This window comes from Ensifer sp. 38_S197 (assembly GCF_056924495.1).
The window spans coordinates 2,218,704-2,241,144 of record NZ_JBXOVZ010000001.1; the positions used below are offsets into that span (position 1 = coordinate 2,218,704).

A 22,441-nucleotide genomic window follows, 5' to 3' on the forward strand; every position below is an offset into this window, starting at 1 on the left:
CCCTGCTGGACAGCCCTCTGAAGCTGCGCTAGTCTTTTTTTAGAGGCGGCGGATAAAAAGCGATGAGGGAAGCGTGCTGCGATGACATCTGGGGCGGACCTGCTTCGAGTTGAAGGTCTGCGGATCACATTCTCGGTGCTCGGCGGCGAAGTTCAAGCCGTCAATAACGCGAATTTCAGGATTTTGCCCGGGAAGGTTACGGCTCTCGTCGGCGAGTCGGGATCGGGAAAGTCGGCCATCAGCCAAGCGGTAATGGGCATTTTGCCCAACGTCGCGAGGGTTGGCGGCAAAATTTTGTTCAATGACCCCGCCACGGCGGCAAAGCCGATCGACCTGCTCTCGCTGGAGCGGGAAGGTGAGGAAATACGCGCACTACGCGGGACGCGCATCAGCAAGATCTTTCAGGAGCCGATGACGTCGCTGTCGCCGCTCCATACGATCGGAAACCAGATTTCCGAAGTGCTGAAAATCCACACGGATGCGGAAAAAGCCGAGCGCCGTGCGCGGACCGAGGAACTGCTCGGCTATGTCGGCTTCGCCAATCCGAAGCGCGCCTACGACATGTATCCGTTCGAGCTTTCCGGCGGGATGCGCCAGCGCGCGATGATCGCCATGGCACTGATCTGTCGGCCTGCCCTGTTGATCGCCGACGAGCCGACGACCGCGCTTGACGTCACGGTACAGGCACAGATCCTGAAACTTCTGCGCGAGCTTCAGGTGAAGCTCAATATGGCGATGCTGCTGATTACCCACGACCTCGGTGTTGTCGCCAACATGGCGGACGAGGTTGTGGTGATCTATCACGGGCAGATCGTCGAGGCAGGTCCCGTCGAGGCGATCTTCCGCAATCCGCAGCACCCCTATCTCAAGGGGCTGATGGCGGCCGTTCCCCATTTCGACATGAAGCCCGGCGAGCGGTTGAAGGCGCTGCGCGAAGTGCCGGTCAAGGCGGGCACGCTGCTTGGGAGCTCGGCTGCCGACCGACGGGCCGGCCCGGACGTGCTCTTGTCCGTTCGCAATGTTTCGAAGACCTACGGAACGCGAAAGTCTTCGTGGTTCGGCGGCGGGGAGCGCACGCTGCATCGCGCCGTCGACGACGTCAGCTTCGACATTCGCCGTGGCGAATGTCTTGGTCTCGTCGGCGAGAGCGGCTGCGGCAAGACGACCGTCAGCAAGATCCTCATGCGGGCGGTGACGCCCGATGCCGGATCGGTGATCTTCGACAACGGCGAAGGTCCCGTCGATGTCTTGAAGGCGCAGGGCGACGATCTCCAGGCATTGCGCTCGAAAATCCAGATGGTCTTCCAGGATCCGGTTTCGTCGCTTTCCCCGCGCATGACGGTCAAGAACATCCTCAGCGAACCGCTGGAGATTCACGGGCGCGGGACGGCGAAATCGCGTGTCGAGACGGTGCGTTCGCTGTTGCAGGCGGTGGGTCTGGACCAGCGTTTCATAAACCGTTACCCGCACAGCTTCTCCGGCGGTCAGCGTCAGCGTATCGGCATTGCCCGGGCTCTCGCACTGGTACCAGAACTGTTGATCTGTGACGAACCGGTTTCGGCGCTCGACGTTTCGGTCCAGGCGCAAATTCTCAACCTTCTCAAGGATCTGCAAAAGGAATTGGGGCTGACCTGCCTGTTCATTTCGCACAACCTCGCAGTCGTGGACTATATGGCGGATCGCATCGCGGTCATGTGTGCCGGTCGCATCGTCGAGCTCGCTCCGCGCGAGGTGCTGATGCGCAAACCGGTGCATCCCTATACCAAGTCGCTGTTGGCGGCCGTTCCCTATCCGGATCTCGACCGGCAGCTCGATTTCGACAGGCTGAAGGACAGTGAAGGATCGGATATGCGGCGCTGGGGACCGCAGTTCCGTGACGACGACGGCGGCGACACGCTCACCCCCGCAGATCTCGGTGGCGACCACTTCGTACTGGCGCGCCGGTCGGTGGATGCAAGGGAGTTACGGCCATGATCACCCGCCGAACTGTACTGGCATTGCTTGCAACCGTGGCGTTTCCCATGCGGCTCTTGGCTGCCGCCGGTGAGCCGGCCTTTCTGGAAAAGCTGATTGCCGAAGGCAAGCTCCCGCCGCTTAGCGAGCGCTTGCCTAAGATACCGCGCGTCATCAACGTCGCGGCGTTGGGGCGCAAACCCGGCAAGCATGGTGGCGTCGTGACGATGATCATCGGCAGCGCCAAGGACATCCGGCTGATGACCGTCTACGGCTATGCCCGACTGGTCGGCTATGACGAAACGCTGAAGCTCGAAGCGGACGTGCTCGAAAGCTACGAGACGGTCGAGGACCGCATCTTCACCTTCCATTTGAGGGAAGGGCACAAGTGGTCCGACGGAACACCGCTGACGGCCGAAGACTTCCGCTATTGCTGGGACGATGTCCTCAATAACGAGAAGCTGAGTCCCGCCGGATTGCCGACTGCGCTCGTCATGGACGGCGAAGCAGGAAAGTTCGAAGTCATCGACGAGCGAACCGTTCGCTATACCTGGTCGACGCCGAACCCGGACTTCCTGCAGAAGCTCGCGGCACCGCAGCCGCTGGTGGTGGCGATGCCGTCCGCCTATCTCAAGCAGTTCCATGAGAAATATCAGGAAGAAGACAAGCTCAAGGCTTTGATGAAGGAGCAGCGCGTCAAGAAATGGAGCCAGCTCCATATGCGCATGGCTCGCTCCTATCGCCCTGAAAACCCCGACCTTCCGACGCTCGATCCATGGCGCAACACCACGCCGCTTCCGGCAGAACAGTTCGTCTTTGAGCGCAACCCCTATTTCCACCGCGTCGACGAGAACGGATTACAGCTTCCCTATATCGACAAGTTCGTACTCAACGTCAGCTCGCCGGCGCTCATTCCGGCGAAGACCGGAACGGGCGAAAGCGATTTGCAGGCGACGGGTATCGATTTCGTCGACTACACCTTCCTCAAGGATTCCGAGAAGCGGTATCCGGTGAAGGTGCTGCTGTGGAAGAAGACGCAAGGCTCGCGTCTGGCGCTCTTGCCGAATCTCAACTGCTCCGACACGGTCTGGCGCTCGCTTCTGCAGGACGTGCGCGTTCGCCGCGCGCTCTCGCTTGCGATCGACCGCACCGAGATCAACAAGGCAGTCTTCTACGGCCTGACCAAGGAGAGCGCCGACACCGTCCTGCAGGATAGCCCGCTCTTCCGTCCGGAATTCGCCAGCGCCTGGATCGCCCACGATCCGGCCCAGGCCAATGCGCTGCTGGACGAGGTGGGGCTTACCCAACGCGGCAGTGACGGCATTCGCATCCTGCCGGACGGCCGGGCCGCGCAAATCGTCGTGGAAACCGCGGGTGAAAGCACGCTCGAAACGGACGTGCTGCAGCTCATCACCGACTACTGGCAAAAGATCGGGATATCCCTTTTCATCCGCACCTCGCAGCGCGACACGTTCCGCAGCCGGGCCGTCGGCGGCGAGATCATCATGTCGATGTGGTTCGGGCTCGACAACGGTGTCCCCACGCCGGGCATGAACCCGGGGCAATTGGCGCCGACCGCCGACGACCAGCTGCAGTGGCCGGTCTGGGGGCTCAACTACCTGTCCCATGGCGAAATGGGCCAGCCGCCGGATCTTCCGGCCGCAGTCGAACTGACGGAGTTGTTGCAGCGCTGGCGGCATTCGGCTGAAGATGCCGAGCGTACGGAGATTTGGACCCGCATGCTGTCGATTTACACAGACCAGGTCTTCTCGATCGGTATCGTAAATGCCTCGCTACAACCGATCCTCGTGGCGAATAAGCTTCGGAATGTGCCGGAAACGGCGCTCTACGGCTTCGATCCCACCTGCTATTTTGGTGTTTACAAGACCGATACCTTCTGGATCGAGCAGGAAGCCTGACATGCTGCGATATATTCTCTGGCGTATCGCGGCGATGGTTCCAACCCTCCTCATCATCTCCGCTCTCGTGTTCACCATTATCGAATTGCCGCCCGGCGACTACTTCGAGAGCTATGTCTCCGAGCTCAAGGCGCAGGGCGAAGGCGTCGACATGGAACAGATCGAGGCGCTGAGGAAGGAGTACGGCTTCGACCAGCCGGCCGCCCTGCGCTACGTCTATTGGCTCGGTGGCATGCTAACGGGCGATTTCGGCTATTCCTTTGAATACGAGCTGCCGGTCAGCGCCGTGGTTGGCGACCGTCTGTGGCTGACGATCCTCGTTTCCTTCGTCACCATCATCTTCACTTGGCTGATCGCCTTTCCGATCGGCATCTACTCCGCGACGCATCAGTACAGCTGGGGCGACTACGGCCTGTCGCTCATGGGCTTGATCGGAATCGCGATTCCGAACTTCATGCTCGCACTGATCCTGATGTATTTCGCCAATATCTGGTTCGGGATTTCGATCGGTCACCTGATGGACCAGAAGTATCTGGCCGAGCCGATGAGTTGGGCCAAGGCGAAGTCGATCCTCGAACACATCTGGATTCCCGTCATCATCGTCGGTGCGGCGGGCACGGCCGGCATGATCCGGCGCCTGCGCGCCAATCTGCTCGACGAGTTGCAGAAGCAGTATGTCGTGACGGCCCGGGCCAAGGGCCTTTCGCCGATGCGCACGCTGGTCAAATACCCCCTGCGCATGGCCTTGAACTTCTTCATATCGGATATCGGTTCGATCCTGCCGGCGATCATTTCCGGCGCCGAAATCACCGCGATCGTGTTGTCGCTGGAAACCACCGGGCCGATGTTGATCAAGGCTCTGCAAAGCCAGGACATGTATCTCGCCGGTTCGTTCCTGATGTTCCTCGCCTTCCTGACGGTGATCGGCGTGCTTATTTCCGACATCGCGCTCGCCATCCTCGATCCTCGAATTCGGCTGCAAGGCAGGAGCACTAAGTGACGTCATTTCTCCCGGCGCCCGGCGAGCCCTTGCCGCATTACGTATCGACGGCTCCCTTCGATCCCTATTCCGTCGAGGCGATGACCGACGAGCAGGTGCGTGTCAACCAGGCTTCGCAGCTTCGCCTGATGTGGTGGAAATTCCGCCGCCACAGGCTCGCGCTCGTCTCCGGCATTTTCCTCGCGGTGCTCTATCTGTCGATCCTCGTCTCCGAGTTCCTGGCGCCCTATAACCTGCACACCCGCAACATGGATTTCATCTATGCGCCGCCGCAGGCGGTGCACCTATTCCATGAGGGCAAGTTCGTCGGTCCCTTCGTCTATGGACGGACCATGACTCTCGACATGGACACGCTGAAGCGCAACTACGCCGACGATACCAAGGACGTGCAGCGACTCCGCTTCTTCTGCCGCGGCGACAGCTATCGTTTCTGGGGCCTGTTCGACAGCAACGTGCATCTGGTTTGCCCGGCCGAGGGTGGCCAGGCCTTCTTCCTGGGAACGGACCGTCTCGGCCGTGACGTGCTGTCGCGCATCATCTACGGCGCTCGAATTTCGCTCACGATCGGTCTTCTCGGCATCACCGTCAGCTTCGTGCTCGGCATCGTCATCGGCGGCCTTGCCGGTTATCACGGCGGTGTCTTCGATCTCATCGTCCAGCGCGTCATCGAAGTCCTGCAGTCCATCCCGAGCATCCCGCTCTGGCTGTCGCTGGCGGCGATCATGCCGGCGACCTGGAGCCCGATCCTGATCTACCTGGCGATCACGATCATCCTCGGACTGCTGGACTGGACGGGGCTTGCGCGCGCGGTGCGCTCGAAACTGCTGGCGCTTCGCGAGGAAGATTACGTCCTGGCGGCTCAGTTGATGGGGGCGAAGAGCAGCCGCATCATCGGCCGACATCTCGTGCCCGGCTTCATGTCGCATCTGATCGCCACCGCGACGATCTCGATCCCCGGCATGATCCTCGGCGAGACGGCCCTGAGCTTCCTCGGTCTCGGCCTCAGACCCCCGATCACCAGCTGGGGCATTCTCCTGACAGAGGCAAAAAGCGTCAGTGTCATCGCCTTCTATCCCTGGCTCCTATTTCCCACAATTCCAGTCATTTTTGTGATTTTGGCATTCAACTTCCTGGGAGATGGGTTGCGTGACGCGGCCGATCCCTACAAATGAGGCCCGATTTGATGCCGGCAACCGAACGGCGTGAAACGGTTCATTGTTCCTGAGCGAAAGGTTCCTTGCATGATGCGGCGCTTTGAAGATGCCCGGATCCTCATGTACAGCCATGATACGTTCGGGCTCGGGCACCTTCGGCGGTGCCGCACGATTGCGCATTCGCTGGTGGAAGACTACCGCGGTTTGAACATTCTGATCATCTCCGGCGCGACGATCGCCGGCGCTTTCGACTACCGTGCGCGCGTCGATTTCGTGAAGATCCCGAGTGTCATCAAGCTGCACAATGGTGACTACACGTCGCTCGACCGCCACATCGAGCTCGACGAGACGCTGAAGATGCGCCAGGCGATCATTCGCCACACCGCCGAGACCTTCAAGCCCGACATCTTCATCGTCGACAAGGAGCCGATGGGCCTGCGCGGGGAGGTCGAGGAGACTCTCACCTATCTGAAAGCGCACGGCACGACGCTGGTCCTGGGTTTGCGCGAGGTCATGGATGCGCCGCACCTCTTGGAAGCGGAGTGGAAGCGGCGCGACACGATGCGAAAGATCGAGCAGTATTACGATACGATATGGGTCTATGGCCCGCCGGATTTCTACGATCCGCTGACCGAGCTCGAAGTGCCGCCGGCCGTGCGCGACCGGATGAACTTCGTCGGCTTCCTGCAGCGCAGCGTTCCGCGCGAGGAACTGCCCGGACACAAGCCGCAAGGCGACTACATCCTGGTGACGACGGGTGGCGGCGGCGACGGTGCCGACCTGATCCACGATGTGATCCACGCCTATCAGCAGGACCCGGAACTCACGTACAATGCGTTGATCGTGCTCGGGCCCTATATGCCGGTCAAGAAGCGGGAAAAATTGATCCGCAAGGGCAGCAAGATCCCCTACATCAAGATCATCGAGTTCGACAACCGCATGGAAGAGCTCATCGCCGGGGCAAAAGGCGTCGTCGCCATGGGCGGATACAACACCTATTGCGAAATCCTCTCGTTCGACAAGCCGGCACTGATCGTGCCGCGCATCCAGCCACGCGAAGAGCAGTTGATCCGTGCCCGGCGCGCCGCCGAGCTTGGGCTCGTCGAAATGCTGCTGCCGGACGAAGCCGAAGATCCGCTGCGGTTGGCGGCGGCGCTGAAGGCGCTACCGTTCCGGGCGCCGCCGTCGAAGAGCACGGCCAACGGCTTGCGGTTGGAAGGACTCGCGCATATCTCCGAAATCGTCGGCGGGTGGCTTGAACGGCCTTCGAGCGACCACCTGAGTATCGTGAAGAAATCGAGCTGAAGCATTGCCGACAAATCGCAAGATTGCAGTCGTTCTGAAGGGCTATCCGCGTCTTTCGGAAACTTTCATCGCGCAGGAACTACTTGGCCTCGAGCGGACCGGACTAGACCTCGTGCTGATCGCGCTTCGCCGTCCGACCGATGGCAAGCGTCATCCGGTTCACGATGAAATTCGTGCCGATGTCCACTATCTGCCCGAATATCTGCATGAGGAGCCGCTGCGGGTGCTCCGCGGTCTCGTACGTTGCTTGCCGAAGCCGGGTTTCTGGCCGGCATTCGGGCTCTTTCTGAAAGACCTGCGCCGCGATTTCAGCCGCAATCGCTTTCGTCGGTTCGGGCAGGCGCTGGTGCTTGCTTCGGAATGGCCGGGCAATCCGCGCTGGCTGCACGCGCATTTCATCCATACACCGGCGTCGGTGACGGCCTATGCCAGTGTGATCGCCGGCACGCCCTGGTCCTGCTCGGCGCATGCCAAGGACATCTGGACATCGCCGGACTGGGAGCTTTCCGAAAAGCTTGGCCGGGCGCGCTGGACGGTCACCTGCACGCGCATGGGCTATGAACATCTGAAGAGCCTGACGACCGAAAAGGCCAAGGTGCATCTGAGTTACCATGGCCTTGATCTTGATCGATTCCCTCATTTCGAGGGGGCGCATTCTGGCCGCAATGGTTCCGACCCTTCGGATTCCGTCCGCATCGTCAGCGTTGGCCGCGCTGTCGGCAAGAAAGGCTACGACGTGCTGCTGAAGGCACTCTCGCTGCTGCCGACGGATCTCCATTGGCGGTTCGAGCACATCGGCGCCGGTGAGCTGACCGCCACGCTCAAGACACTGGCCGCCGAGCTTGGCGTTTCCGACCGGATCGCCTGGAAGGGCGCGCTCGACCAGACGGACGTGCTTGCGCATTACCGGACGAGCGATATCTTCGCGCTTGCCTGCCGGATCACGGCCGACGGCGATCGCGACGGATTGCCGAATGTGCTCGTCGAAGCCTCGAGCCAACGGCTCGCCTGCGTCTCGACGGCGATTTCCGGTGTACCGGAACTTCTCGTCGACGGCGAGAATGGCCGGGTCGTCCCGTCGGAAAACCCACAGGCGCTTGCTGCGGCCCTCGAAGCACTCATCCGCGATCCAGCGCTTCGTCACAGGCTGGGCGATGCGGCGGAACGGAAAGTCCGCGCGCAATTCGACCACCATACGAGTATCGATCAGCTTGCCGGGCTGTTTGCCAGCGAATGGAGAGCCGCGTGATGCGTGCGCGCCGTGTCTTTTTCTACGTGCAGCATCTGCTCGGCATCGGCCATTTGGCGCGGGCAAGCCGGATCGCGAGTGCTCTTGCCGCCAGAGGTTTCGAGGTGACCGTCGTGACCGGCGGCAGTCCGGTGCCGGGCTTCCCGGGAAATGATGTAAAGCACGTGGCCCTTCCGCCGGTGCTCGCCGGCGACAAGGGATTTTCCGGCCTGGCCGACGGCGAGGGAAATCCGGTCAGCGACGCGTTCAAGGACAGGCGCCGGGACCTGCTGATCGAGGCGTACCTTGCCTGCGATCCCGATATCGTCATCTTCGAAGCCTTCCCCTTCGGCCGCCGCCAGATGCGTTTCGAGCTGATGCCCTTGCTCGAAGTCATCGAAAGACAGAACCCCCGGCCCCTGGTTGCGGCTTCGCTTCGGGATATCCTGCAGGAGCGGACGAAGCCAGGGCGTGCCGAGGAGACCCTCGACGTCGTCATGGCACATTTCGATCTCGTTCTCGTGCATGGCGATCCTGCCTTCGCGCGCCTCGAAGAGACCTACCCTTACGCGGCTGAGATCGCCGACAAGATCGCCTATACCGGCCTCGTGGCTGGGCCGGCACCCGAAGCTCCGTCGGAAACGTTCGACGTACTCGTTTCGGCCGGTGGCGGTGCGGTCGGCAAGGAACTGATCGGTGCGGCTCTGCAGGCGGCGAGCTTGCTGCCGCGGGCGCTGCAATGGTGTCTGGTCACGGGGCCGAACCTGCCGCAGCAGGACTACGACGCCTTCGCCGCCGCCGCGCCTGGCAACGTACGGCTCTTCCGCTTCCGCAAGGATTTCGCCAGCCTGCTTTCGGGCACACGGCTTTCGGTTTCTCAGGCCGGCTATAACACGGTCTGCGACATCATCCGTGCCGGTTGCGGGTCCTTGCTGATCCCCTTCGTCGCCGGCGGCGAAACCGAACAGTCGACCCGAGCGGAACGGCTCGAAAAGCTCGGCCTTGCCGGCGTGCTGCCGGAGGCCGAGGTGACGCCCGTAAGGTTGGCGCGCGATGTCGAAGTGATGCTGGCGAGACCGAAGCCGAACATCCCGCCGCTGGACCTTGGCGGCGCGATGAAGACCGCCGAAATCCTGGAGCGACGCATCGCCCTTTGATCGGCCCCGGCGCGTCTTGTTGGCGTGGGTGCCCGGCGAGGCTGACTGTGAAACGAGCGGCGGCTGCAGGCCCGAAGCGTCGTGGAGCAGCAGCCGCAGCGCTCAGACCGTTCCGATCAGCATGAAGCGGGTGTATTTTTTTGTCGGCAGGGCGCCCGCAAACTCCACCGTCGTCAGCGCCGCCTGCTTGACGAATTCCTCGACGGAAGCGACGCAGTTGATGTGGGTCGGCTCGCTAAAATAGTCATTGGATTGCAGCAGAACGCGCGTACCGGGGGGAATGCGGTCGAGCCACGATTTCAGGTCCGCGATATGTTCGCAACTCGTGTTGATGATGAGGTCAGCCCGTAGCGTCACGTAATCGATCGCATACATGTCGGCCGTCACGGCGCGGAATTTTTCCGGGAAGGCGGCATTCAGCGTTCGCGCAACCGCTTCTACGTCCGGATCGATGTCGAAGCTGTCGACCGCGGCCACGTTGAAGCGCGCGTCCTCCAGCAGCATCGCGCCCAGGATGCCGTACCACCCGCCAAGAATCGCAATCCTGGCGTAGGAAGAACCAGCCACGTTGAGGAGCGTATCGCGCGCCCAGATCTTGCAGGCAACCTGCTTGTGATTGAAGGCGTTGGCGATGTGGGCTTCGGGGTGTTTGGCGATTACCTTCGCGACGCCTTCGATGAGGGGGCTCTGCGTATAGGCGGCGATACCGCGTGCCAAATCAAAGGCATGCTCATACCAATCGCTGGTTTGGGAGGGCGGGTGGCTGGTGTGTTTCATGTGCTCGTTGTAAGCTGGGTGTCGGGCGAGCGCAATAACGGCGTGTGCTTCGGAGAGTGACAGTCTCTGTGGTTGCCTTCGCGGCAGTGGAGACGAACCCGCGTCCATTGCAGATTTCCCCCGCACCTGCATAATCGGTGGAACCGGATTCGGCGCCGGGCGGAATATGCAGGGCATCTACTTCGCGATCGAGCGCCGATAGGCACCCATCCGGAGGCTCCGCCGAGGAATGATGCGGGGTGGGGCGATCGGCAGCCCGCCACGCCAGCAGCTATCGTGTTCAATAAGGTCCTATTGCCAGACACATGGAACCACGCCTTTCCCGCTACATCTGGACCCACACGCGCAAGGATCAGCTTTGGATTCTGGTGGTCGTCGCGCTGTCGATGGTCCCCTATTTCCTGTCCTTCGACCTGCCGAAGCAGATTGTCAATGGACCCATCCAGGGTGACGGATTCGATAGTCCGGAGGCGACGCAGGCCTTCCTGCCGATTTCGTTCGACTTGCCATATCTCGGCACAATCAATGTCTTTGACGGCTTCCAACTTGGTCGCGAAGGCATGCTGCTCGCGCTCAGCCTGGTGTTCCTGCTGCTGGTGGTGATCAACGGCCTCTTCAAGTTCTACATCAACACCTTCAAGGGCCGGCTCGGCGAGCGCCTCCTGCGGCGCATTCGCTTCGAACTCGTCGACCGCGTTCTCCGGTTCCCGCCCAGCCACTTCAAGAGGGTAAAGCCGGCCGAAATCGCGACTATGATCAAGGATGAAGTCGAGCCGCTCGGCGGGTTTACCGGTGACGCCTTCGTCTCGCCGGCGCTGCTCGGTGGCCAGGCGCTGACGGCACTGGTGTTCATCCTGTTACAGAGCTTCTGGCTCGGTCTGGTCGCGACGCTGATCGTGGCGGTTCAGGCGGTCATCATCCCGCGCATGCGCAAGAGGCTTCTGGTGCTCGGGCGTGAACGGCAGCTGACGGCGCGAGAACTCTCCGGCCGCGTCAGTGAGATCGTCGACGGTATCGGAGCCATCCGCGGCCACGATACCTCCAACTACGAGCGCGCCGACATCGCGTCACGTCTCGGCAGGATCTTCAAGATCCGCTACGACCTTTACCAGTGGAAATTCCTCGTCAAGTTCATCAACAACTTCCTGGCGCAGGTCACACCTTTCCTGTTCTACGCGATCGGCGGCTACTTCGCCCTGCAGGGTCGCCTCGATATCGGTCAGCTCGTCGCGGTCATCGGCGCCTATAAGGACCTGCCAGGTCCGCTGAAAGAGCTCATCGACTGGGACCAGGCCCGCCAGGACGTTCAGGTCAAGTACGCGCAGGTCGTCGAGCAATTCAGCGTCGAGCCGTTGCTCGATCCGAAGGTTCAGGCCGTTGCGGCAGGGGCTACCGAGTCGTTGAGCGGTCCTCTGGCGGCGGTGAACCTGACGGTGATCGACGACGGCGGTTCCACCGTGCTCGAGCACGTGTCGCTTCAGGTGCAGCAGGGCGAGAAGGTCGCCCTGACCGGAGGCGGCGAGGTGCTGGCCGAGGCCTTCGGCCGGTTGGTCTGGCCGGCGAGCGGCAAGGTGGTCATCGGTGGACAGGATATTCTGGAGATACCGGAATCGGTTACCGGGCGTCGCATCGCTTATGCGTCGTCCGACGTCTACGTGTTCCAGGGCAGCCTCGGCGACAATATCCTCTACGGGTTGAAGCACGCCCCGCTGACGGACGTAACTTATGAGGGAGAGGGGGCCTCGCACCGGAAGTGGGAAGTGACCGAGGCGCGCCTGGCCGGCAATCCACACCTTGATATCAACAGCGATTGGATCGACTACGGCTCGGCCGGAGCCAGCGGTCCGGATGATCTGCTCGTGCAGATCCGACCGGTTCTCGATGCCGTGCTGTTGACCAATGACGTGATGGCGCTTGCCGTGCGCTCGACGATCGACCCGAACCGCCACGCGGCCTTTGCGTCCGGCATCGTCGAAATGCGCAGTGCTCTAAGGCAGCGTCTTGAAAAGGAAAAGCTCAGCGATCTCGTCGTCTTCTTCGAACCGGGGACCTACAATGTCGAGGCCACTATCGGTGAAAACATGCTGTTCGGAACCATCACCGATCAGGTGATGTGGGCGAATGCGCTTGAGAACCATCCGTTCTTCAAGACGATCCTGCAGCGCGTCGGTTTGCGCGACACTTTCTACGAGATGGGCATCGAGATTGCCGAGAACGTGGTCGAACTGTTCCGCGACTTGCCGCCGGACCATCCGTTCTTCCAGCAACTGACCTTCATGACCGCCGAGGAAATACCTGTCTACGAGGCCATCCTGCAGAAGGTGCGCAGCCGCGGTAAGGGCGAGGTTTCGGAAGACGATCAGATCAAGATCATCCGGCTGTGCTTCGATTACATCGAGCCGCGGCACCGCTTCGGTTTGTTGACGGACGAGGTCATGGCGAAGGTCGTTGCCGCGCGCCGTGAATTCGATGAGGGCCTGCCGGCCGACCTCGCCGGGATGATCGAGCACTATCGTCCGAACCGCTACATCGCCTCGGGCAGCATCATCGACAACGTGCTCTTCGGCCGCATTGGGCACAAGCATGCCGACGGGTCGGAAAAAATCCGGGCGATCGTTCGCGATCTCTTCGAGGCCGGCGGCCTCTATAACGAAGTGCTGGCCTTCGGCTTCGACTATAATGTCGGCGCCGGCGGCAAGCGTCTGACGGCGGCGCAGCGACAGAAACTCGACCTTGCGCGCGCGCTTATTCGTGCCTGCGATTTTTATATCTTCAATCAGCCGCTGCTTGCGCTCGATCAACGCGTCCAGGAGCAGGTCGTGCGCAATGTCTTCTCGCTGCTTGACCGCGCAGGGCGTGATCCGGCGATCGTCTGGGTCCTTGCCAATCCCTCGTTGCTGGACCTCTTCGACCGCGTCGCTCAGTTCGAGAACGGGCGCCTGATTCATGACACCGGTGTCGACGCAGCGGTGGATGACGGACGCGACTACAAGGAAATGGCATCTTGATGTAATATTAATGTCAGGGCACGAGCCTATGGTCCCGCCGCGATGCGGGAGGCAGACTGCTCCCGACGGGAAATCGGAGACACGGATTGTGATGTTGCTCAAGGATGAAGTTGAAATGCTGCGCCGGATTACCCTGTTTTCGGGGCTGCCGCCGGCGAAGTTGAAGCTTCTTGCCTTCACGTCCGACAGGGTCATGTACGGTGCCGGCGAGGCGCTGTTCTATCAGGGCGACATCGGCGATGCGGCCTATGTCATCCTCTCCGGTAAGGCAGAGGTTCTCATCAATACCGCCGGCGGGCCCTTCAAAATTGCCGAGTTCGAGCAAAACTCGATCGTCGGCGAAATCGCCATCCTCTGTAATACCCCACGCACGGCGACCGTGCGGACCACCACGCCGCTCGAAGCCTTGCGCATTCGCAAGGACGATTTCCTCAAGCTGCTGGCCGACTTTCCGGAGATGGCGGTGGAGATCATGCGTGTGTTGGCCGACCGCCTGACCCAGACCACGGCTGAGCTTAGCGAAGCCCGTAGCCAGATCGAGCGGGTGGAGGCCTGACGCCTAACGCACGGCTCGAACTGTTTCATGTGGAGACATTCCCTTCGGGCATGTGAGCCTTTCGCAAAAGTGATTCCGCTTTGCGGGGATATCGGCTAGACAGGCGACATGCGTTCGATTACCTATTTCCGCAAAACCGTCCAGTTTCCCGACAAACCGGAGAAGAAGCGTTTCTTCGCACGGTTGCAGAATGGTGACTGGGAGCCTTGTACGTTCCAGAACATCGAGCGCCTCGTCGATCGCAAGACGACGTTCATAGACATCGGCGGATGGATCGGAGTGACGCCCTATTGGGCGGCGCAGATCGCCGACAACGTCATCACCGTCGAGCCTGACCCCGTCTGCTTCGGCATCCTCAAGGAGATGCAGCCGGAAAACAGCGGTGAGGTGCGTGTGATCAACGCGGCACTCTCCGAGGACGAGGTGCTGGTGCTGCACTCCGTCGGCGGCGGCTTCGGCAGTTCAGAAACGTCCGCACTGATTGCCGACGATAATGGCGAGGCGATCCGCGCGCAGACGGTTACGATCGGCGCGCTTCAGACGATGGCCCGGACGGAACGGCTCTGTTTCAAGATCGACATCGAGGGATACGAGTATCGTGCCATGGACCAATTCCGGGCTATCGATCCGCAGCGAACCGCCGGCGTCCTGCTTGCCGTGCACCCGCAAATCCTCTTTGCCTCTCTGACCGGACCCTCGCTACTGCGCGCCATTCGCACCATCGCAGCCACGATCCGCCTGGTCCGCAGCCTGAGTGGCTTTCGTCTCGACAACCCCCAGGCGATCTGGGCGGCGCTGCGCAAATCGATCGCGCGCCGAGAGTTTCGAGGCTTCGACCTCTTGTTCGTTCCCAGGCAGAGCGATCGCTAAGCCCTCCCTCAGACGCCAAGAGTATTCTCCGTTTCCGGTGATACAAATAGTGGTTCCATTGCGCCGCAGACGCGGTGCCTGACAGGGCGTATAAGCGCCGTCGTGCCTGATCATCGGACGAGGCAGACACCCGTCCGCGGGAAGCCGCCGTCATTAACCACTCTTTAAACAATATTAAATCTTCGTTTAAACACGTGCCTTTCGATGTTATGAATTTCTCGGCCGTTTTGTCCAAAGCGCCTCGCGATCTTTCAGGTTCGCTCATTGCGCTTTGACTTTTTGATATTTCGCTTGTCGTTGTCGTAACCGCCGCGCACTTTCGCGCGACATGCCTTGGGCTTGATATTGTGTCGTGAGGGCGACCGCATGTCATTGATGTATTTTGCGATTGCCGCCTATTGTCTGACCGCCTTGTTCCTCGTGGCGATGACTTATCTTGAAGGTTTGCAGGCGCGTGCGCCTTGGAACATGTATCGTCTTGCGGGGCTGCTGGTCTGCATTCTTTGGCCGGTCCTGTTTCTCTATCTGATGTTTAAAATGATATCGAAAACAAGAATTTCGCAGCGCTAAGGTTAGAATTTTCCTGCCCCAATGTCAGGTTTTGACGCCTTAACCATGGCATTTACCATACAACCAGAAAATGCCGGAGATTTAACCCATGAGTCTCTCACGCGAACTATGCTTCGGCGGTGATCGACCGGTGTGAAAGTATTTGAACATGTGCGGTTTTGGTGGCTATTTCGGCGCACTTCCAGACGCAAAGATCCTCCTCGATAGAATGGTTGCCGCGATTGCGCATCGCGGCCCTGACGAGAACGGCGTTTTCGTCGACGAAGGGGCCGGTCTTGCTCATGCACGCCTGTCGATCGTCGGTCTTGGCGACGGACAGCAGCCGATGTCCGACGAAACCGGTGAACTGACGATCGCCTTCAACGGCGAGATCTTCAATTATGTCGAATTGCGCGAGGAACTGCGCGCAAAGGGCCGGCGCTTCCGGACCTCGAGCGACACCGAAGTGATCCTGCATCTTTACGATGTCATGGGGGAGGCGTGTCTGTCCCGTCTTAATGGCGACTTTTCCTTCGCCATCTGGGATCGCCGCCGCCAGCGGATGATGTTGGCGCGCGATCGGATGGGTGTCCGCCCGTTGTTCTACATGACCCATGGAGGCACGCTTTACTTCGCTTCCGAGATCAAGGCCTTGCTGCAGGTGCCGGGAGTCTCTGCCGAACTCGATCCGATCGCGCTCGACCAGATCTTCACGCTCTGGGCGCCGATCGCGCCACGCACCGGATTTCGCGACATCCATGAGCTTGAGCCAGCACATCTCATGATTGCAGAAAGGGGCAGGGTCGCGATCCGCCCCTATTGGCAACTGGACTATCCGGAACGCGAGGCATCGCCGCTGTTGACGGACGAGCGCGCTGCCGCCGAAGAACTGCGTGCGCTGCTCACGGATGCTACCCGGATCCGGATGCGCGCCGATGTTCCTGTCGGCTCCTACCTTTCAGGTGGGCTGGACTCCTCCATCGTCGCGGCGATGGCCAGCGGCATGGCGCCGCAAGGGCTCAGGACCTTCTCCGTCACTTTCGACAGCGTGGAACACGACGAGAGCGCCTTCCAGATGGAAATGGCGACGGCGCTCGGCACGCATCACAGCGCCGTTGCCTGCCGGGCGGGTGACATTGCGAGGTCCTTTCCGGAAGTCGTCCGCTTTGCGGAGCGGCCGATCATCCGAACGGCGCCGGCGCCTCTCTACCAGCTCTCGCGCCTCGTCCGCGACGAGGGGCTGAAGGTCGTTCTGACCGGCGAAGGGGCCGACGAGGTCTTTGCCGGCTACGACATCTTCAAGGAGGCACGGGTCCGTCGGTTCTGTGGCCGCCAGCCTGGATCGCGCATACGCCCGCACCTGTTCCGCAAGCTCTATCCCTATATTCCAGGACTGCAGCAGCAATCGGCTGAATATCTCGCGGCGTTCTTCGGTGCCGGTGACGTGGCGCTCGACGATCCGCTCTTCTCGCACCGGCCACGCTTCAAAAGTACGGCGGCAACCAAGATCTTTTTCTCGGGCGACCTGCGGACGCGGCTGAGCAACTACGATGCGGCGGAGGACTTGGCGAGCCGGCTTCCGACCGCCTTCGGACGCTGGCATCCCTTACACCAGGCGCAGTATCTCGAAAGCCGTTTCCTGTTGCCCGGCTATATTCTCTCCAGCCAGGGCGATCGCATGGCCATGGCCCATGGGATCGAGGGGCGCTTCCCGTTCCTCGACCATCGCCTCGTCGAATTCGCGACCCGCCTGCCGCCCGGGATGAAGCTGAAGGGACTGGTGGAGAAGCATATCCTGCGCGAAGCGACGAAGGATCTGCTGCCGCCCTCCATCGGCCAGCGGACCAAACAGCCCTATCGCGCGCCCGACAGCCATTCCTTCACCGGGGCGGGCGAGCTCGACTACGTTCGCGACGCCATGAGCGAGGCGCGCATCAGCGACAGCGGGCTTTTCAATGCCAAAGCCGTGACGAAGCTCTACGAAAAATGCCAGTCGCAGCCGGTGTCCGGCTTCCGCGACAATGCGGCCTTCGTCGGAGTCCTTTCGACACAGCTCTGGCTGCAAACCTTCACCGGCACCAGCGTCCGCGCGGCGGAAGCAGCCTGAAATATTTAGGAAAGGAAACCACATGACGGAAACGATCAAGGACAAGGTTAAAGCCTTCGTCATCGAAAACTTCCTGTTCGGCGATACATCCTACGATCTCGCCGATACAGCGTCGCTCATCGAGAATGACATCATCGATTCAACCGGCGTTCTCGAACTCGTAGCCTTTATCGAGGACCAGTTCGGCATTGCCATGGGCGATGCCGATATCGTGCCCGCGAACCTCGATTCTCTTGCGCGCATTTCGGCCTTCGTCGAGGCCCGGGTCGCGGCGCCGGCCACGGCATAATCAAGGCGCGAGGGGGCGTCCATGCGGTTCGAGCAATTCCTTACAGGCAACGCCGCCAGGCACGCGGCGAAAACGGCGCTGGTCACGGAACGTCGTCGCCTCAACTACGGCGAATTCGACGATCTATCGGGCAGGCTGGCTGCCGCGCTCGCGCGGGCCGGCGTCAAACGCAACGATCGCGTGCTCGTCTTCATGGACAATTGCTGGGAAGCGGCTGTCTCGATCTTCGCGATCCTGAAGGCTGGCGCGACCTTCAGCCCGATCAACGCCTCGACCAAGGCGGACAAACTCGCCTATATCATCACCGACTGTGAAGCGGCCGCGATCCTGACGCAGGCGAAGCTGATGCCGATCGTCGCGGAAGCGCAAGCGCTGAGCGGCAAATCAGATATCTTCGTTGCTTCGACGGCTGCGGCCAACGGCCAGACGCCGCTTGACGCGGTCTCCTTCGAAAGCTGCCTTGCGGAAGCACCAACCGCTGTCCCGCATCGCGGTATCGATGTGGACCTCGCGATGTTGATCTACACCTCGGGCTCGACCGGCCGTCCGAAGGGCGTGATGATGACCCATCGCAACATCGATGCGGCATCTCAATCAATCACCACCTACCTGCGCAACGAGCCCGACGATATCATCCTCAACGTATTGCCGCTTGCCTTCGACTATGGCCTCTACCAGTTGCTGATGGCGATCCGCATCGGTGCGACACTGGTGCTCGAAAAGTCCTTCGCGTTCCCGCACGCGATCTTCGAGCGGATCCGCGCGGAGGGCGTTACCGGCTTCCCGCTGGTTCCGACGATGGCGGCGATGATCCTGCAGATGCGCGATCTGGAACCAGGCTTCCTGCCAAGCCTGCGCTATCTCTCCAACACCGCCGCCGCCTTGCCGCCGCCGCATATCGCACGGCTGCGCGAACTCTTCCCGAGCGCCCGGCTCTATTCGATGTACGGGCTGACAGAGTGTAAGCGTTGCACCTACCTGCCGCCGGAGGAACTCGATCGACGGCCGGGCTCGGTCGGCATCGCGATACCGAATACCGAAGCCTTCGTGGTCGATGATGAGGGCAAGCGCGTTCCGCCGGGTGTTCCCGGTGAACTCGTCATTCGCGGTCCCCACGTCATGCAGGGCTACTGGCGCAACGATGCGGCGACGGAGCGCATGCTGCGTCCGGGGCCAAACCCGTGGGAAAAGGTGCTCTACACCGGTGACCTCTTCCAGACCGACGAGGAGGGCTTCCTCTATTTCGTCGGCCGCAAGGACGACATCATCAAGACGCGCGGCGAGAAGGTCGCGCCCAAGGAAGTCGAGACCGTACTGCATGCGCATCCGGGTATTGCCGAAGCCGTGGTGGTCGGTGTCGCCGACCCGGTGCTCGGTCACGCGATCGCGGCGCTGGTGGTGCTCTCCGATCCCGGCCTGACGGACAAGGACATTATTCGCCACTGCGCCCGTCACCTCGAAGACTTCATGGTGCCGAAGATAGTCGAATTCCGCACCGAACTTCCGAAGACGGATACTGGTAAGGTCAGCCGCCGCCTTGCGGCAGAGACGATGGAGCCCGCCCAATGAACATTCTGATGACTGAGGGCGCGCGCCCGTTTTCGGCGGAGACGCTGACGATCGACCATGCGGCCGAAACCGACCGGATCGTCGCCGGGCTGCGCGAGCAGTTGCGGGCGATGAAGAAGCGCGGTCTGGTGCTCGGGCTCTCCGGTGGCATCGACTCGAGCGTTTCGGTGGCGCTCGCCGTGCGTGCCGTCGGTGCCAAGAATGTCTTCTGTCTGTTCATGCCGGAAAACGATTCCGACCCCGATAGCCTGCGCTTTGGTCGCCTGGTGGCCGAGACCTTCGGTGTCGAAGCAATCATCGAGGATATCGGTCCGACCCTGAAGGCGATGGGTTGCTACGAGCGTCGCGATGCCTTTATTCGCGAACTGGTCCCGGACTATGGCGACGGATGGGCGTCGAAGATCGTCATCGCCAATGCGCTCGAAGGCGAAGGCTACAACATCTCCTCCCTCGTCGTGCAAAGCCCCGACGGCACGCGCTCGAAGCACCGCATGCCGCCGTCGGTCTATCTCGGCATCGTCGCCGCCACCAACATGAAGCAGCGTACGCGCAAGCAGGTGGAGTATTATCACGCCGACCGGCTGAATTTCGCCGTGCTCGGCACGCCGAACCGACTGGAATACGACCAGGGATTCTTCGTCAAGAACGGTGACGGGGCGGCCGACGTCAAGCCGATCGCCCATCTCTACAAGTCGCAGGTCTACGCGCTTGCGGCCTATCTCGGCATTCCCGAGGAGATCCGACGCAGGCCGCCGACGACGGATACCTACTCGCTGGAGCAGACGCAGGAGGAATTCTATTTCTCGCTGCCATACGACCGCATGGACCTCTGCCTCTACGGGCTCAACAACGGCATCGAGATCGCCGCGGTGGCCAAGGCGGCTGGCCTGACGGCCACGCAGGTGGAGCGGGTCTGGGCGGACATCGCCGCAAAGCGCAAGGCGACGCGCTACCTGCATCTGGGGCCACAGCTGGTGCAGCCGGTGGAGGAGATCAAAGGCTGACCGAAAGTCTCATTGCGCGGGCGGGTTATTGCGATGGCTTCAAGGAAGATCGCAATAACCGAAGGCCTACAGCGCCGCGTGTCATATCAGACGCGCAAAGGTCGCTGTAGAACTTTGATTTTCTGCCTGTCTCCTTAAAACCAGGTCGATTTAACGAGACATGCAGTCATCAGTCGAACTGACCCGCGATCAGCCGGCACCAGTGTTCTCCGGCAATGCCGTTGAAGAAGCCTTGCCCATCCCGGCAGGCCTGGACGATCGCCGGGTCACGGGAATGAAGCACCGTCGAGGCGACGTGGACGAAGGCAATCCGACGTCCGAGCATCGCTTCCATGAGCGCCGGCTGCGTCCGTCCCCTGAGGCCCGGAAGACCGCGTTTGGAGGCGTGGTCGACGAGACAGTCGATAACCGGACCGGCCTGGCCCGGCAGCGCCAGCACCTGTAGTACCCGCCCAATTTCGCCCGCCCTGGCGTAATAGGCGAAGGCGCCAACGAGCGTGCCGGTGCGCGCGGCGACCAGCGCATAGACGAGCTCGCCCTGTTCGGGCTTTTGTTCCGCATCACCGAGAATATGGTCGAGCTGCCCTTCAGCCCATTCGGGGCGAAGCGGAAACTGGGCGATGAAGCGATCGACCACGGCGGCAAAGCCGTTGCGATCGGTTTCCTTGGTCGTGAAGCCGCCCTGGCTGGTGCCAGCGGCAGACACGGCGGACCAGCGTTGCTCGCCGGGCGCCATCCGCTTGCGATAGGCGCTGTCAACCGCCCGCGCGATGGGTGCCGCAAGCCGCGCCGGCTTGATGCGGTTCGACGCGACACTCAGGCTGAAAGAAGCGGGTTGGATGACGCGCACCCAATCGAGACTGTACTGCGGTAGGACGACGCCACGCAGGCGTGTCCACATCTGTGTCGAGACGTCGCTTGCGGTCTCGCTGAAAGAGAGATCCTGCGAGCCGGCCAGAAAGGCCTTGAGAATGCGCGCGCCGGCGAGGGGATCGTTCTCGCGATCCTCGACCATCAGCGAACCGCAGATTGCCGCACGCAGCCGGCGGCCATTCAGCGCCATTGGCAGGACGTTGACGCCGACAAATCCGGAAATGACGCCCTTGTCGTTCACGTGGACGAGCGGGCGTATCTCCGGATCGCAGCCGGGCGCATCGAGGTAGAGCTGCTGCATGTAATCGGCAAGCGCTGGCGGCGGTGTGCTCTGGTCGTTGCGGAACACCCGCTGGAACATGCCCGCAATCGCTGGGATGTCCGCGCGTTCGAGCGAACGGATTTCGCTCATTTGGGTAAGCTTCCCGTCTGGTCGTCGATTTTCCTGACGATGGCGACGCGCGGCTTGCCGTCGCGATCGGTCGCAAATGTCACCGGTTCGTAGGTCTTGATGCGCGACAGAAGGGCCGCCGCCTGACGATCCTGGCCCTCGCCAAACTCAAACAGCAGCCAGCCGCCGGGCTTCAGAAAGGCCACGGCGTCACGGACCAGCCGCTGGTGAATGGATATGCCGTAGGGGCCGCCGTCAAAGGCCTCGCGCGGCTCGTTTTCGAGGAGGTGCGCCCGGTCTCCCTCAAGGCGTCCGGTCGAGATGTAGGGCGGATTGCAGACGATCATATCGACCGTGCCTTCGAGATTATCGCCCTCGAAGGCGGCGAAGAGATCGCCCTGCCGGATGGAGACGCGTGTGCCTGTCGCGAGCCGGTCGACGTTGCGGCGCGCCAGCGCGACGGTGCTGTCCGTGAGGTCAGCGCCCCAGATACGGGCAGAGGGGATGTCGCTGGCGATGCCAAGGGCGAGATTACCGGAGCCGCAGCACATGTCGATTACGGTCGGTGCCGTCGGGCCATCGGCAAGAATCGACACAGCTTTTCGCCCGAGGAGTTCCGTTTCCTCGCGTGGAACGAGAACGTCGGGTGCGAGTTCGAGGTCCACGCCCATGAAGCGATGCAGACGGATATGATTGTCGTTGTGCGGCACGGCCACCCCCTCGCGTCCTCAG

Annotated in this window: 18 protein-coding genes; 15 read left to right on the top strand and 3 right to left on the bottom strand. The window is 61.4% G+C overall.

The genetic code is table 11. The features are described from left to right. The first annotated feature begins 81 nt into the window (after window positions 1-81). From AC1Z3V_RS10235 to AC1Z3V_RS10265, 7 genes are all read left to right on the top strand, one after another. The gene (locus tag AC1Z3V_RS10235) at window positions 82-1,974 is read left to right on the top strand and encodes an ABC transporter ATP-binding protein (RefSeq protein WP_483498601.1); all 1,893 of its coding nucleotides are present in this window, start codon (window positions 82-84) and stop codon (window positions 1,972-1,974) included. Next, window positions 1,971-3,872: an ABC transporter substrate-binding protein gene (locus tag AC1Z3V_RS10240; RefSeq protein ID WP_429820092.1), complete on the top strand. Its 1,902-nt coding sequence runs from the start codon at window positions 1,971-1,973 to the stop codon at window positions 3,870-3,872. Before AC1Z3V_RS10235 ends, AC1Z3V_RS10240 begins: the two co-directional genes overlap by 4 nt. Window position 3,873: 1 nt before the next feature. After that, the gene (locus tag AC1Z3V_RS10245) at window positions 3,874-4,872 is read left to right on the top strand and encodes an ABC transporter permease (RefSeq protein ID WP_483498603.1); all 999 of its coding nucleotides are present in this window, start codon (window positions 3,874-3,876) and stop codon (window positions 4,870-4,872) included. Further along, complete coding sequence (locus AC1Z3V_RS10250; RefSeq protein ID WP_429820088.1) at window positions 4,869-6,044, top strand: ABC transporter permease; 1,176 nt, start codon at window positions 4,869-4,871, stop codon at window positions 6,042-6,044. The genes AC1Z3V_RS10245 and AC1Z3V_RS10250 overlap by 4 nt, the downstream gene beginning before the upstream one ends. Before the next feature lie 69 nt (window positions 6,045-6,113). Further along, entirely contained in the window at window positions 6,114-7,331 is a 1,218-nt protein-coding gene (locus AC1Z3V_RS10255; RefSeq protein WP_483498605.1) for a glycosyltransferase family protein, read from the top strand. A gap of 4 nt (window positions 7,332-7,335) precedes the next feature. Further along, window positions 7,336-8,580 carry a glycosyltransferase family 4 protein gene (locus tag AC1Z3V_RS10260; protein ID WP_483498606.1) on the top strand — a complete coding sequence of 415 codons (1,245 nt, stop codon included), beginning with the start codon at window positions 7,336-7,338 and terminating at the stop codon, window positions 8,578-8,580. Next, window positions 8,580-9,716 (top strand): glycosyltransferase family protein, encoded by a 1,137-nt coding sequence (locus AC1Z3V_RS10265; protein ID WP_483498608.1) that lies wholly within the window; start codon window positions 8,580-8,582, stop codon window positions 9,714-9,716. Before AC1Z3V_RS10260 ends, AC1Z3V_RS10265 begins: the two co-directional genes overlap by 1 nt. 102 nt (window positions 9,717-9,818) lie before the next feature. On the opposite strand, the gene AC1Z3V_RS10270 is transcribed toward AC1Z3V_RS10265, so the two are convergent. After that, a complete protein-coding gene (locus AC1Z3V_RS10270; protein WP_483499626.1) occupies window positions 9,819-10,493 on the bottom strand; it encodes a class I SAM-dependent methyltransferase in 675 nt (224 codons plus the stop codon). Window positions 10,494-10,798: 305 nt separating this feature from the next. Between AC1Z3V_RS10270 and AC1Z3V_RS10275 the strand changes: the two genes are divergently transcribed. The 8 genes from AC1Z3V_RS10275 (at window position 10,799) to nadE (ending at window position 20,445) form a co-directional block, all read left to right on the top strand. Continuing rightward, on the top strand, window positions 10,799-13,501 hold the full coding sequence (locus AC1Z3V_RS10275; RefSeq protein ID WP_483498609.1) for an ABC transporter transmembrane domain-containing protein: 2,703 nt from the start codon (window positions 10,799-10,801) through the stop codon (window positions 13,499-13,501). Between the two features lie 91 nt (window positions 13,502-13,592). Further along, window positions 13,593-14,057 (top strand): cyclic nucleotide-binding domain-containing protein, encoded by a 465-nt coding sequence (locus AC1Z3V_RS10280; protein WP_334198743.1) that lies wholly within the window; start codon window positions 13,593-13,595, stop codon window positions 14,055-14,057. 108 nt (window positions 14,058-14,165) lie between these two features. Continuing rightward, complete coding sequence (locus AC1Z3V_RS10285) at window positions 14,166-14,927, top strand: FkbM family methyltransferase (RefSeq protein ID WP_483498611.1); 762 nt, start codon at window positions 14,166-14,168, stop codon at window positions 14,925-14,927. Between the two features lie 366 nt (window positions 14,928-15,293). Next, window positions 15,294-15,497: a hypothetical protein gene (locus tag AC1Z3V_RS10290; protein ID WP_429820076.1), complete on the top strand. Its 204-nt coding sequence runs from the start codon at window positions 15,294-15,296 to the stop codon at window positions 15,495-15,497. Between the two features lie 148 nt (window positions 15,498-15,645). Next, a complete protein-coding gene (asnB, locus tag AC1Z3V_RS10295; RefSeq protein ID WP_483498613.1) occupies window positions 15,646-17,583 on the top strand; it encodes an asparagine synthase (glutamine-hydrolyzing) in 1,938 nt (645 codons plus the stop codon). A 22-nt stretch (window positions 17,584-17,605) separates the two neighbouring features. Beyond that, on the top strand, window positions 17,606-17,872 hold the full coding sequence (locus AC1Z3V_RS10300) for an acyl carrier protein (RefSeq protein WP_429811178.1): 267 nt from the start codon (window positions 17,606-17,608) through the stop codon (window positions 17,870-17,872). Window positions 17,873-17,893: 21 nt separating this feature from the next. Beyond that, the gene (locus AC1Z3V_RS10305; RefSeq protein WP_483498615.1) at window positions 17,894-19,441 is read left to right on the top strand and encodes a class I adenylate-forming enzyme family protein; all 1,548 of its coding nucleotides are present in this window, start codon (window positions 17,894-17,896) and stop codon (window positions 19,439-19,441) included. After that, complete coding sequence (nadE, locus tag AC1Z3V_RS10310) at window positions 19,438-20,445, top strand: NAD(+) synthase (RefSeq protein WP_483498617.1); 1,008 nt, start codon at window positions 19,438-19,440, stop codon at window positions 20,443-20,445. Before AC1Z3V_RS10305 ends, nadE begins: the two co-directional genes overlap by 4 nt. Window positions 20,446-20,614: 169 nt before the next feature. Here nadE and AC1Z3V_RS10315 read toward each other — a convergent pair whose 3' ends face one another. Together AC1Z3V_RS10315 and AC1Z3V_RS10320 are read right to left on the bottom strand one after the other, a co-directional pair. Beyond that, a complete protein-coding gene (locus AC1Z3V_RS10315) occupies window positions 20,615-21,730 on the bottom strand; it encodes a hypothetical protein (protein ID WP_483498619.1) in 1,116 nt (371 codons plus the stop codon). Further along, window positions 21,727-22,380 carry a N5-glutamine methyltransferase family protein gene (locus AC1Z3V_RS10320; protein ID WP_483499628.1) on the bottom strand — a complete coding sequence of 218 codons (654 nt, stop codon included), beginning with the start codon at window positions 22,378-22,380 and terminating at the stop codon, window positions 21,727-21,729. Before AC1Z3V_RS10320 ends, AC1Z3V_RS10315 begins: the two co-directional genes overlap by 4 nt. Window positions 22,381-22,441: the final 61 nt, after the last annotated feature.